The organism is Micromonospora marina (assembly GCF_900091565.1).
GTDB classification, from domain to species: Bacteria; Actinomycetota; Actinomycetes; order Mycobacteriales; family Micromonosporaceae; genus Micromonospora; species Micromonospora marina.
Window position 1 is genome coordinate 347,816 of record NZ_FMCV01000004.1, and the last position, 12,613, is coordinate 360,428.

Annotated in this window: 11 protein-coding genes; 3 read left to right on the forward strand and 8 right to left on the reverse strand. The window is 74.5% G+C overall.

The genetic code is table 11. The annotated features are described in order from the left end of the window. Window positions 1-208: 208 nt before the first annotated feature. The 6 genes from egtD to GA0070215_RS08215 all read right to left on the reverse strand — a co-directional run bounded on the left by egtD (window position 209) and on the right by GA0070215_RS08215 (window position 6,078). Window positions 209-1,174 carry an L-histidine N(alpha)-methyltransferase gene (gene egtD, locus GA0070215_RS08190; RefSeq protein WP_091043536.1) on the reverse strand — a complete coding sequence of 322 codons (966 nt, stop codon included), beginning with the start codon at window positions 1,172-1,174 and terminating at the stop codon, window positions 209-211. After that, window positions 1,171-1,953: an ergothioneine biosynthesis protein EgtC gene (gene egtC / locus GA0070215_RS08195; RefSeq protein WP_091043539.1), complete on the reverse strand. Its 783-nt coding sequence runs from the start codon at window positions 1,951-1,953 to the stop codon at window positions 1,171-1,173. The genes egtD and egtC overlap by 4 nt, the downstream gene beginning before the upstream one ends. Window positions 1,954-1,962: 9 nt before the next feature. Continuing rightward, a complete protein-coding gene (gene egtB / locus GA0070215_RS08200) occupies window positions 1,963-3,273 on the reverse strand; it encodes an ergothioneine biosynthesis protein EgtB (RefSeq protein WP_091043542.1) in 1,311 nt (436 codons plus the stop codon). Next, entirely contained in the window at window positions 3,270-4,505 is a 1,236-nt protein-coding gene (gene egtA / locus GA0070215_RS08205) for an ergothioneine biosynthesis glutamate--cysteine ligase EgtA (protein ID WP_091043544.1), read from the reverse strand. The genes egtB and egtA overlap by 4 nt, the downstream gene beginning before the upstream one ends. Before the next feature lie 153 nt (window positions 4,506-4,658). Continuing rightward, window positions 4,659-5,450, reverse strand: a complete 792-nt coding sequence (locus tag GA0070215_RS08210; RefSeq protein WP_244166912.1) for a hypothetical protein — start codon at window positions 5,448-5,450, stop codon at window positions 4,659-4,661. Window position 5,451: 1 nt separating this feature from the next. After that, entirely contained in the window at window positions 5,452-6,078 is a 627-nt protein-coding gene (locus GA0070215_RS08215) for an RNA polymerase sigma factor (RefSeq protein ID WP_026267592.1), read from the reverse strand. 507 nt (window positions 6,079-6,585) lie between these two features. On the opposite strand from GA0070215_RS08215, the gene GA0070215_RS08220 reads away from it, so the two are divergent. Continuing rightward, window positions 6,586-7,977, forward strand: a complete 1,392-nt coding sequence (locus GA0070215_RS08220; protein WP_244166913.1) for a serine/threonine-protein kinase — start codon at window positions 6,586-6,588, stop codon at window positions 7,975-7,977. A 94-nt stretch (window positions 7,978-8,071) separates the two neighbouring features. Here the strand turns inward: GA0070215_RS08220 and GA0070215_RS08225 are convergent, their stop codons facing one another. Then, the gene (locus GA0070215_RS08225) at window positions 8,072-8,770 is read right to left on the reverse strand and encodes a DUF305 domain-containing protein (protein WP_091043551.1); all 699 of its coding nucleotides are present in this window, start codon (window positions 8,768-8,770) and stop codon (window positions 8,072-8,074) included. Window positions 8,771-8,908: 138 nt separating this feature from the next. On the opposite strand from GA0070215_RS08225, the gene GA0070215_RS08230 reads away from it, so the two are divergent. Further along, on the forward strand, window positions 8,909-10,360 hold the full coding sequence (locus GA0070215_RS08230) for an LVIVD repeat-containing protein (protein ID WP_091043553.1): 1,452 nt from the start codon (window positions 8,909-8,911) through the stop codon (window positions 10,358-10,360). A 132-nt stretch (window positions 10,361-10,492) separates the two neighbouring features. Here GA0070215_RS08230 and GA0070215_RS08235 read toward each other — a convergent pair whose 3' ends face one another. Then, window positions 10,493-11,488 (reverse strand): carcinine hydrolase/isopenicillin-N N-acyltransferase family protein, encoded by a 996-nt coding sequence (locus tag GA0070215_RS08235; RefSeq protein ID WP_091043556.1) that lies wholly within the window; start codon window positions 11,486-11,488, stop codon window positions 10,493-10,495. 244 nt (window positions 11,489-11,732) lie between these two features. Here GA0070215_RS08235 and GA0070215_RS08240 point away from each other — a divergent pair, with 244 nt between their 5' ends. Next, window positions 11,733-12,608, forward strand: a complete 876-nt coding sequence (locus GA0070215_RS08240) for a transglutaminase domain-containing protein (protein ID WP_091043560.1) — start codon at window positions 11,733-11,735, stop codon at window positions 12,606-12,608. Window positions 12,609-12,613 lie beyond the last annotated feature (5 nt).

A 12,613-nucleotide genomic window follows, 5' to 3' on the forward strand; every position in this document is an offset into this window, starting at 1 on the left:
CCGGGAGGAGGAACGGGGGCGCCCTCGACCCGGCTGCGACAGCCTGAGTCGAAGGTCTCGCCCGCCCCGGAGACCGGGGCCGCGTGGCCGGATGCGGAACGCACCAGTGTGTCGACCACGACATTGGGGGCTACTCCCCTTCGCGTCGCCAGCCTAGCCGATCACCGGCCGGCCCGGTCACCGGGTGCGGGTGGGGCCACGGCGGCCCTCAGTCGGCCCGCGCCAGGCTCACCCCGAAAAGCCCGTCCGGGTCGGTCCAGAACGCGCGCCTGTCGAACCCGGCAGCGGTCAACTCGGCGGCGATCCCCGCCGGCCGGAACTTCGCCGACACCTCGGTCCGCAGTTCCTCGCCGGCGGCGAAGGCCACATCGGTGCCCAGAACCCGCACCCGGGTGGCGTGCTCGGCGCGCAACCGCATCTCGATCCACTCCCGGTCGGGATCCCAGACCGCCACGTGCCGGAACGCGTCGACGTCGAAGTCCGCGCCCAGCTCACGGTTGATCACCCGCAGGACGTTGCGGTTGAACTCGGCGGTCACGCCCGCCGCGTCGTCGTACGCGGGCACGATCACGCCCGGGTCCTTGACCAGGTCGGTGCCGACCAGCAGCCAGTCGCCGGTCTCCAGCGACGCGCGCATCGAGGTGAGGAACCCGGCCCGCTCCACCGGTAGCAGGTTGCCGATCGTGCCGCCGAGGAACGCCACCAGACGCCGGCCGCCGGTGGGCAGCCGGTCCAGGTGCCGGGTGAAGTCGCCGACGATCCCCCGCACCCGCAGACCCGGGTACGCGGCGGCGATCTGCTCGGTCGACGACCGCAACGCGCTCACCGAGACGTCCAGCGGCACGAACGTGCCCAGGTCGCCGTGGCGGGTGAACGCGTCGAGCAGCAGCCGGGTCTTCTCCGACGAGCCCGAACCCAGCTCGATCAGCGTCTTCGCGCCGGTCGTCGAGACGATGTCGTCGGCGTGCCCGGCCAGCACCGCCCGTTCGGCCCGGGTCGGGTAATACTCCGGCAGGCGGGTGATCTCCTCGAACAGCTCGCTGCCCCGGGCGTCGTAGAACCACTTCGGCGGCAGCCACTTCGGCGTCGCGGCCAGCCCGACCCGCACGTCCTCCCGCAGCCCACGGTCGAGGTCCTGCTGCTCCAGGTGGATCTCCAGCGGCTCCGCGCTCATCGAGTGTCCTCTCTTGCGGTGGGTACGGATCGTCGGGCGGCGGACGGGTCCCGCACGTCGAGCCCGCCCGTGGTCGCCACCACGAGCCGGCCGTCCGGCACGGCCCGCCAGGCCGGGTCGTCGTCGAACGGTTCGGACGCCAGCAGCACCGAGTCCGGGCCGCGGCGCACCGACAGCGCGTGCCCGGCCGTGCTCGCCACCACAGTCGTACCGTCGGTGAGCAGCAGGTTCAGCCGCGAGCCGGGAGCGGCGGCGGCGACCGCCGCGACCGTGTCCGCCACCGCCTCGCCGGGTGGCGCGCCGGCCCGCAGCCGGTGCCGGACCAGCGCCCACAGCAGCGCCGAGTCGGTGGGCACGTCGAGGGTGATCAGGTCGCGGACGGGCAGGCCGGCGGCGAGCGGGACCAGGCTGTCCGGCCAGCCCCGGACCACGCCGTTGTGGCTGAACAGCCACCGCCCCTCGGCGAAGGGCGCCGCCGCGGTCTCGTGCAGCGGCATCCCGACGGTGGCGGAGCGGACCGCGGCCAGGACCGCCCGCACCCGCGTCACGGCGGCCAGCTCCGGCAGCGTGGTGTCGCTCCACATCGGCTGGGCCCGCCGGTAACGCACCGGTACGCCGTCGCCGGCGTACCAGGCGACGCCGAAACCGTCGGCGTTCATCGTGCCGCCGCCGCGCATGTCACGCGGCGCCCACGACTGGCGCAGCAGCCCGTAGGGCGGGTCGGTCAGCAGGCTGGACAGGAACACGGGTGGACCGAGGTAGGCGAGGTGACGGCACATCGGGCCGGCTCACTCCCCCGGTCCGGCGTCACGGGCGCAGCGGAACCCGCTGAAGATCTGCCGCCGGATCGGGTAGTCCCAGTTGCGGAACGTACCCCGGCAGGCGGACCGGTCGGTGCCGAACGAGCCGCCCCGCAGCACCCGGTGGTCGTCGCCGAAGAAGACCTCCGAGTACTCCCGGTAGGGGAACGCGGTGAAGCCCGGGTGGCCCCGGAACGTCGACGAGGTCCACTCCCACACGTCACCGACGAGCTGGTGCACGCCCAGCGGGGAGGCGCCGGCCGGGTACGCGCCGACCGGTGCCGGCCACAGGTGCCGCTGGCCCAGGTTCGCGTGCCCGCCGGCCGGGTCCTCGTCACCCCACGGGTAACGCCGGGACCGGCCGGTCGCCGGATCCCAGCGGGCCGCCTTCTCCCACTCCGCCTCCGTCGGCAGTCGCCTGCCGGCCCAGGCCGCGTACGCCTGCGCCTCGTACCAGCAGACGTGCACCACCGGCTCGTCGTCGCGCACCGGCGACCAGCGGCCGAACCGGCGGTACGCCCAGCCGTCCCCGTCCCGCCGCCAGTGCATCGGCGCGCTCAGGTCCGCCTCGACCCGGTGCCGCCAGCCGGCCTCGCTCCACCAGCGCGGCTCGTCGTACCCGCCGTCGGCGATGAACTCCCGGTACCGCCCGTTCGTCACCGGCGCGGCGTCGATGAAGAACGCGGGCAGGTCGACGGTGTGGGCCGGGCGCTCGTTGTCCAGCGCCCACGGGTCGGTGGAGGTGCCCATGGTGAACGGCCCGGCCGGCACCCGCACCTCCCCGCCGACCCGGGCCCGGGGCTCCGGCGGGGGCGGCGCGTCCAGCACCGGGGCGCCGGCGCGCAGCTGGTGGGTGGCGAGCATGGTCTCGTCGTGCTGCTGTTCGTGCTGCACGATCATGCCGAACGCGAACCCGTCGGCGACCAGGGGACGCTCGGTGAAGCGGATGCCGTCGAGCAGGTCGAACACCTTGTCCCGTACCGTGCGCACGTAGGCGCGGGCCTCGGCCGGCGGCAGCAGCGGCAGCGCCGGCCGGTCCTTGCGGGGTTGTTTGAACGCGTCGTACAGGTCGTCGATGTCGTGGCGCACCGGGTCGCGGCCCCCGACGTCGCGGACCAGCCACAGCTCCTCCTGGTTGCCGACGTGCGCCAGGTCCCAGACCAGCGGCGACATCAGCGTGGAGTGCTGCCGGACCAGGTCGTCGTCGTCCACCGCGTCGGTCAGCGATGCGGTGCGGGCCCGGGTCCGCTCCAGTTCGGCGGCGATCCGGTCGCGTAGTCGCTCGGTGGTGGTGGTCACCGGTGTCCCCTCTCCGCGGCGGCGCGGCGCCGCCGGATCGCTCGCTGGGTGTCGTCGTGGAGGCCGGCCGGCAGGTCGAGCCGGGGCAGGGCGGTCAGGGCAAGGTCGAACAGCGCCGCCGCGGCGGTGGCCAGCGGACGCTCGGCCAGCCCGCACCGGGCCGCAGCGCGCCACCGGTCGGCGACCGGGGTTGCCGCCGCCAGTGCGTCCCGGGTGGTGGCCGGGTCGGCGAAGAGCGCCGTCAGCACCGCCAGCGGCACGGTCCACTGCGGGCCGGGCTGGGTGTCCAGGTAGCGCAGCTCCAGGTAGCCACGCGGGCGCACCGGCGGGAACAGCGTGCTGAGGTGGTATTCCAGGTCGTCGGTGGTGGGCGGGCGGGGAAGCGCCCCGGCCAGCCAGTCGGCGAACGTGACACCGGGCGGTGCGGTCCAGTCCGGGCCGTCGCCGCGTACGCAGAGCAGCGGCGCGGCGAGCGCGTACCCGGTCCAGGCCGCCACCGGGTCCGCACCGGCGCGTCCGGGCGACCAGACCGGACGGGTCCGGGCCGGGTCGATGGCCAGCCAGGTGGCCATCCGGGCGGACGCCCATCCGGTGCGGTGCCCCGCATGCCGGTCGGCGGTGGCGAAGGCGGCCAGCAGCGGCGGGCCGACGGCGTGTGCGGCGGCCCACCGCTGCGCCACCTGGTCCGGCTCGCCCGCGTCCAGGCAGACCTGGAGGCCGGCGGTGCTGTACATCATGGCGCGTCCCGCCGGGCCCCGGCGGTCGAAGGCGCACCGCATGGCCCGGTAGCGCGGGGTCTCCACGACGGGCCGGGGCCGGCGCCAGGGGTCGATGCCGCTGCGGCCGAGCACTAGGCCGGCGGCGTCCAGCCGGGCCCGCAGCTCGGCGACGTCGGCCTCGGTGGCCAGGATGAGCACGGCGACCGACGATCGCGGTGCCGCGGATATCTCCACCTGCCCGCCGGGCTCCACGGTCACGGCGCCGCCGCGCCGGAGCTCGTCGGCCGGGCTGGTGGGGTCGAGCGTCACGGGGCTGTGCCGCCCCAGCGCCTCGCGTAGTCGCTCGCGGTCGACCGGCCGGGCCGGGTCCGCGGCGTCGTGCACGGTCCATTCCAGTTCGACGCCGACGAGCGCGGGCGGGCCGGTCTTGAAGCAGATCCGGGCGAGGTGGCCCCGGGCCGCCTCCTCGTCCCCCAGGACGACTGCCCGGTCCAGATCCGGTGACATCACCATGGGACGGCTCCTCCTCGGCGATGGGCGGCGACGTCGCGACGCGTCCGGCCGGGACGGCACGGGACGCCGTCCCACCATCCTCTGTCTAGCAGACGAGATCCGCTTGCCCGGGGAGATGAATTTTTGTCCGGAATCTGATTGCGCCGTGGCCGGTCAGTCGTCCGTCTGCGGGCTCGTGCCGTTGGGCGAGTCGTCGTCGTCCGAGTCGTCGTCCGAGTCGTCGCCCGGGTCCTCCGCGGGCGTGCCCACCAGGTTCCGGCAGTAGCCCTCCACCTGCTCGGGGCCGCCCGCGGCGGCCACCAGGTCGGCGAAGCCCGGCTTGGTGAGCGCCTTGTCCCGCTGCCGCTCCGGCTTGGCCAGGTAGGCGCGGCAGTGGCCGGCCATCCGGCCGTCGCCACCCGGGGGTGCGGGTGGCGGGGCGGCGGCGCTCGGCGTCCCGGACGGCGTCGGCGCCGGTGGCGACGCCGCGCCGGACGCGTCGCCGGCCGGGGTGCTCGGCGCCGGCCGCGAGGGCCCGGTGACGGCGGGTCCGGCGCCGGACGGTCCGGTGGGGCCGGCCGTCGTCGCGGGCGGGCCCACCGGCTCGGGCCGGTGGTCCAGGCGCACGGCGGCGAACGCCACCCCGGCGACTGCCGTGGCGGCCAGCCCGGACAACGCGGCGGCGATCCGCAGGCGCCGGCGCGGGCGGGGCGCGGCCACCGCTGCCGCCGCCGGGGCCGTCCCGGCCGCCGCGCGGGCCGCCCGGAAGGCGGCGAGCGCCCGTTCCTCCCCGGCGACCTCGCCGGGCGCCGCCGGTGCGGCGGCGGCGGACAGCAGCCGGGTCAGCGGGTCGGCGTCGGTCTCCGGCGGCGTGCCGACGGGCGCGGCGTCGAGCAGGCGGTCGGACTCCGCCCGGTCGGCGGGCCCGCCGGACCGGCGAGCGTGCATGCCGTCGTCTCCCCTCACGTCAGCCCTCCGCCGGCTCGGCCTCGGGCGCGTGCGGCACCTGGCGATCGGTACGGGGACGCGGCGCGACGGCGTCCCGGGTGTCGGCCTGCGCCGCCGGGCGCTCCAGGATCGCGGCGAGCCGGCGCAGGCCCCGGTGCGCGGCGGTGCGCACCGCGCCGGCCCGCCGGCCCAGCACCCGCCCGGCGGTCTCCGCGTCCAGGCCGATGACGGCCCGCAGCATCACCGCCTCGGCCTCGGCCGGCGGCAGCGTACGGATCAGCGCCAGCGCGCTCTCGGTGGCGATGGCCTCACCGGCGCGGTCGGCGGTGTCGACGTCGGCGGCCAGGTCGTTGAGCGCCTGCACGGGCACCGGCACCGAGGGACGCCGCCGCTGCCGGCGCAGGTGGTCCATGGCCCGGTTGCGGGCGATCGTGACCGCCCAGGCGCGGAACTCGCCGCCGGTGAACGACGGCAGGTCGCGGGAGATCTGGAGCCACGCCTCCGAGGCCACGTCCTCGGCGTCAGCGCCGACGAGGGCGGTCAGGTAACGCAGCAGCGCGGGCTGCAGGCTGCGGTAGAGGAACCGGAACGCCTCCTCGTCGCCCGCCTGCGCCCCGGCGACCGCCTCGTTCAGCTCGGCCGTCACGCCTGCCGCCCCACCCGCGTGCCGGCCCGGCGCGGGGCGTCAACGGGAGCCGGTGACCACACCGCCATCCGCACTCGGCCCCCTCGTGAGCTGATCAGGCACGCGCACGGGGGTGCGGTGCGCCATTGACACTTGCCGCGCGGCAACAGACGTCGGCGGGACATACCGTACCGGCGGCCGGGGGCGGCCGGGAGCCGGGCCGACACCGGGACGGGCGGGAGGGGCCGGCAAGCCGTCGAGGACGAAAAAACAGAGACAAATGTCTGGCTCCGGCATCGGCGTGTCGTGGTAACGCCGAGGACGGGCGCGACGCTCCGGTGAGGTCGGATCACGCCCGCACGGTGGACCGGGAGCGCGCGGATGCGTCACTTTCTGGCCGATCGTACCGGGCCGGTCACGATCAGCCGATCGGCGTTCCGGCTGCCGGCACCCGTCCGAACGGCCCGGCCGGGCCGGACGCGGATACGCGGGAAAATACTTCGCGCCCGCTGTGGGTACGGTATGGGGGTGCTGTCCTCAGACGTCGTACTCAGCGGTCGGTACCGCCTGGATGACCGTGTCGCCACCGGCGGCATGGGCGACGTCTGGCGTGCCACGGACCTGGTCCTCGGTCGTCAGGTCGCGGTGAAGGTGCTCCTCCCCGCCCTGGTGTCCGACCCCGACTTCATCGCCCGGTTCCGCGCCGAGGCGCGGATCATGGCCTCGCTGCGCCACCCCGGCGTGGTCCAGGTCTTCGACTGCGGCGAGGACGACCTGCCCGGCGGTGGCCGGGCCGACTACCTGGTGATGGAGTTCGTCGCCGGTGAGCCGCTCTCGCGGCGGATCGAGGACGCCGGGAGCCTCGAGGTAGCCGAGACCATGTCGATCGTGGCCCAGGTGGCGCAGGCGCTGCACGCCGCACACGGCCGGGGCATCGTCCACCGGGACGTGAAGCCGAGCAACCTGCTCGTGCAGGACGACGGCACCGTGGTCCTGGTCGACTTCGGGGTCGCCCGATCGACCAACGTCACGAGCATCACCAGCACGAACGCGGTACCCGGCACCGCCCTCTACATGGCGCCGGAGCAGGCCGCCGGCCGGCCCGTCTCGGGCGCCACCGACGTGTACGCGCTCGGTGCCGTCGCGTACTGCTGCCTCACCGGCAGCCCGCCGTTCACCGGCGACAACCCGCTCCAGGTGGCCGTACGCCATCTCGACGACGAGCCGCCGGAACTGCCGGCGGAGATCCCGGCGTCGGTGCGCGAGCTGGTGTCCCGGGCGCTGGCCAAGGACCCGGCCGACCGCTACCCCAGCGCGGCGGCGATGGCCGACGCGGCCCGGGCCGTGCGTGCCGACTCGCCGACCGCGACGGTGGCGCTGCGCGGCGCGGCGGGTCCGGCGCGGTCCCGGGACGACCAGCCGGCGGTCCGCCCGGGCGCCGCGGTCGCGACGTCGCGGCGCCGGGGCCGGCGCGGCACGCTCGTCGGGGCGCTCGGCGCGGTGCTGGTGGCGATGGGCGCGCTGGGCGCGCTGGTGGCCGCGGCGAGCGACACGGCCGAACCGGCCACCAAGATCGACAAGACGGCGCCCGCGGTGGTGCCGAGCGACCAGGCCGCCGAGCCGGTCGCCGACGAGCCGTCGGCGGACGACGAGTACACCTTCCGCTCGGCCGGTCCGGACAGCCGGCCGTCGGCCACGCCCTCGGTGACGCCGAGTTCCTCCCCGACCCCGTCGGCTGCCCAGCCGAGCCCGCCGGACGAGCCGGCCCCGACGGACGAGCCGACCAGCACGCCGCCCAGCACTCCACCGACGACGGATCCGACCACGCCGCCGGCGCCGGATCCGACCACCGCCGATCCCGACCCCGGAACCGGCGGCGGCGGTGGTGACACCGGCGGGGAGCCGGCCACCCAGCGCTGACCGCACACCTCCACCCCTCGTCGATCATGACGTTGACGGTGGCTGCTGCCCGGTTTGTCGCAGCCAACCTCATGATCGACCGGGTGGGGGCGGTTCAGGGGGTGGGCAGCAGGGCCTGCATGCGGTTGATCTCAGCGCCCTGTTCGACCGCCACCGCGGTGGCGAACTCCTGCATCGGCTGGTCGACGCCGACCTTCAGCAGGTCGGTGGACATGACGATCGCGCCCCGGTGGTGGTCGGACATCATCTGCACGAACAGCCTGTCGAAGGCCGCTCCGCGCGCGTCCGCCAGGCGTCGCATCGCCTCGGCGGACTGCATCCCGCGCATCGTGGCGTGGTCGTGCCCCGGCACGTCGGCGGGCAGGTCGCGAGTGCTGAGCCAGGCGCGCAACAGGCCGACCTCCGGACCCTGCGCGGCGTGGATCCGCTCGGCCACGGCGCGGACCCGCGCGTCGGCGGCACGCTCCGGCGCAAGGGCGGCCATCTCCAGGGCCTGCTCGTGGTGCGGGATCATCATCCGGACATACCAGACGTCGAGGCTGTTCCATCGCGGCGTGGTGGCGCCCCGGACCTGCTCGGCGGGGCGGGTCGCGGCGGGCTCCCCCGGTCGTCCCGGGACCACCACCGGCGGCGCCGGCTCGGCGGCACTCGTACTCGGCCCGGCCGCCGCGACGGTTCCGGCCGCCTCCGGGGTACGGGCGTCCTCGCGCCCGGTCAGCGCGATCGCGCCGACCACGACGAGGGTCACCAGTGCTGTGACACCCACCCACACGCGTGCCCGCCGGCTGGTCATACGACGCCTCCTCCGGTCAAGGTGACAGCGATCCTATCCATAGACGAAAGTTCCCGAGTGTGACCCAGCTCACATTGATGGCCGTCTCCAATAGGTAAGGTGTGGCCAATCATGACCCCCTTTCGAAGGGTGTTGCCGATGATCAACATCCGCACGTCCCGCATCCGGATCGTCAGCCTGGCCGCCGCCGGCCTGCTGCTCGCCGGCGTGTTCACCGCGCCACCGAGCAGCGCCCAGGAGATCCCCCGAGCCCAGGCCGCGCCGGCCACCGTGGACAGCGCCGTCCCCGGGGTCGACGAGATCTCCAGCAGCCCCAACCTGCGCCAGGTGGCCAACCTGCCGAAACAGGCGCCGTTCGACACCTCCGCCGCGTTCGGCACCGACATCGCCTTCCAGGGGCGGTACGCGTTCGTCGGCAACTACGACGGGTTCGTCGTCTACGACATCGCCCGCCCCAGTCGCCCGACGATCGTGTCCCAGGTGCTCTGCCCCGGCTCGCAGAACGACATCTCGGTCCACGGGAACCTGCTGTTCCTGTCGACCGACTCCTCCCGCAACGACGACTCCTGCGCCAGCACCAGCCAGTCGGCGACGGTGAAGGAGTCCTGGGAGGGCATCAAGATCTTCGACATCCGGGACAAGCGCAACCCGCGCTACATCAAGTCGGTGGAGACGGCGTGCGGCTCGCACACCCACACCCTGGTGCCCGGCAAGGACAGGCGGAACGTCTACCTGTACGTCTCCTCGTACAGCCCGCGGGCCGAGTTCCCGGACTGCCAGCCGCCGCACGACTCCATCTCCATCGTCAAGGTGCCGGTGAAGAACCCCACCACGGCCTCCGTGGTGGCCACGCCGAACCTCTTCCCGGACGGCGGCTACCCGGGCGTCCCGGGCCAGTCGTCGGCCACCACCGGGTGCCACGACATCACCGCGTACCCGTCGAAGGACATCGCCGCCGGCGCCTGCATGGGTGACGGCGTCCTGTTCGACATCTCCAACCGTGAGGCGCCCCGGGTCATCGAGCGGGTCACCGACGCGGAGAACTTCGCGTTCTGGCACTCGGCCACGTTCAACAACGCCGGCACCAAGGTCGTCTTCACCGACGAGCTGGGCGGCGGCGGCGCGGCCACCTGCAACGAGGTGGTCGGCCCGAACCGCGGCGCGGACGCCATCTACGACATCACCGGCCGCGGTGACGCCCGCAAGATGGAGTTCCGCAGCTACTACAAGATCCCGCGCGCGAACGCGGACACCGAGAACTGCGTGGCCCACAACGGCTCGCTGATCCCCGTACCCGGCCGCGACATCATGGTCCAGGCCTGGTACCAGGGCGGCATCTCGGTGTGGGACTTCACCGACTCGCGCAAGCCCAAGGAGATCGCCTACTGGGAGCGCGGGCCGCTGGACGCCTCGCAGCTGCGTACCGGCGGGTCCTGGTCGGCCTACTGGTACAACGGCCACATCTACTCCAGCGACATCCAGAAGGGACTGGACGTGCTGGAGCTGCGTGACCCGCGTACCTGGCTGGCGAAGTTCCTGCTGGTGCCCGAACTGAACGTGCAGACGCAGGCCGGTTACCTGAGCTGGTGACCCGCTGACCGTCGCCGGGCCCGGTGTTCCCCTCGCGGAGGGCGCCGGGCCCGGTGCGGTACCGCGACGAAACGGACCCGTGCCAGTGACGATCGACGACCGACCGGGAGGGCGGCACCGCCGCGGTCGCGGTCAGTCGCTCATCGGCAGCCGGTAGTCGCGGGAGCCGCCGCCCGCCGTCACCACCCGCACCTCACCGCTGCGCAGTCCGTACGTCACCGACCAGCGGGTGTGCGACTGGCGTACCGCGTTCAGCAACCGCAGCGCCCCGGCCGCGTCGGCCACCCCGCCGGTGCGGTCGAGTTCCTTCGCCAGCGCCCCGTACCTGTGGTCCCGGCGCAGTTCCCGGTCCGGCACTCCCGCCGCCGGCACGTTCGTCAGCGCCTGCCACGGGCCCGGCCGCCGGTCCACTGTGAGCTTGCCGTCGACGAACCCCACCACCGCCGAGACGCCTGTCGCGTCGGCCAGCAGGTAGTGCAGCGGGGGCCCGCCGTCGAAGTCGAGATTGTAGCGCCGGAACACGGCAACCGCCTCGTCCACAGTGGCGGCCGAGTCGAGCACCAGGCGCAGGATGCGCACCGAGCCCACAGCCGGCAGTCCGGGCACCGGCTCGGCGCGTGCCCCGTCGTCGGCGGCCAGCCCGACCGCGAGACCCCGCTCGTTCATGCCGTCGAACGGCAGCAGGGGCGCGTCCAGCAGCCGCCGGTCCCCCGCCGGGTCGGCGGAAACGCCCAGGTACGAGATGTCGACAAGCGAGATCGAGGCATACCCGTCCGGCGGGTCGGTGCGCAGCACCAGCGCGGGGTTCGGCTCCCAGTCGAAGTTGCGGGCGAACAGCGGCCGGTCCCGGTCGCCGAGGGCGGCGAACAGCGAGCAGCCGAACGGGCTCGGGGGTGTCGAGCCGGCCAGTCCGGCGGTCGGGTCGTAGTCGCCGTCGTAGGTCATCTCGTACATCGGCAGATCGTCGATCTTACGGAGGCTGGCCAGGGTCCGCTCGACCTGCCCGGCGTCCTGCCGCGACGCGGTCGGCCCGCCGGGCGCGACCGGCGGGCCGGACCGGCTGCTCTCCCCGCAGGCCGTGCCGAGCAGGAGCAGCGCGAGCCCGCAGGCGATGAGGGTCCTCCGCATGACAGCGACGCTAGAAGAGGCGACCGCCGATGTCCATCCGGGACTCGGTCAGCTCCTCCGCAGGTCGGCGAGCGTCGCGGCGGGCAGCGGGCGGATCAGGAACGCGGTCCGGGTCGTCGTCACGGTCCCAGTCTGGTGCGGCCCCGACGGCGGCGCTGGCGGCGATCGGACCTGGCGTTCGGGTACGCGACATTGCGCTTCGAGCGGGCCTCCGCGGGCCGCGTCGGGCGCCGACAATGGGTGGATGGACGTCGACGACTACCGGACCCACTCCCCGTACAGCGATCCCCGCCACCACGCGGCGCTGCTCGACGCCGTTCCGGCCGACCTGCCCATTGTCGCGGCGACCGCCCGCAACGTGATCGTCCACTACCGGGCCGGTGGCGTGGAGCTGCCGGACGCCCGCCGGGCCGAGGCGAACCTGCGCTGGCTGGACCGCATCCTCGACGCCGACCAGTCCCGGTTCCCGCTGCCGCTGACCGCCGGGCGCCCGGCCGCCGAGCGGGTCGCCGGTTGCTGCCGGGACCACACCCTGCTCACCGTCGCGGCGTTGCGCCAGCACGGGATCCCGGCCCGCAGCCGGGTCGGGTTCGCGAGCTACTTCGTCCCCGGGTGGCATCACGACCACGTGCTGGCGGAGTGGTGGGACGGCGGGCGCTGGGTGTGGTCCGACCCGGAGCTGGACCCGGCCGACGACCGGCCGTTCGACGGCTACGACATCGACCCGGAGGCGGGGCACTTCGACTCGGCGGCGCGGGTCTGGCTGGCGCACCGGGCGGGGCGCATCGACCCGGACACCTACGGCGTGGACCCGTCGCTGCCGTTCCGGGGCGACTGGTTCGTCCACGACTACGTGCTGCTGGAGCTGGCCCACCGGCAGAAGGACGAGGTGCTGCTCTGGGACGGCTTCGGGGCGATGACCGAGGACCTGACCGACGCCGACCTGCCGCTCGTCGACGAGGTCGCCGCGCTGCTGGTGGCCGCCGACCGCGGCGACGCCGCCGCCGGGCGGGAGCTGGCCCGGCGGTACGCCTCGGACGACCGGTTGCGTCCGGGTGCGACCGTCCACTGCATGGACCCGGTGTCCGGCACGGCCGCCGAGGTCGACCTGCGTCGCTGACCGGG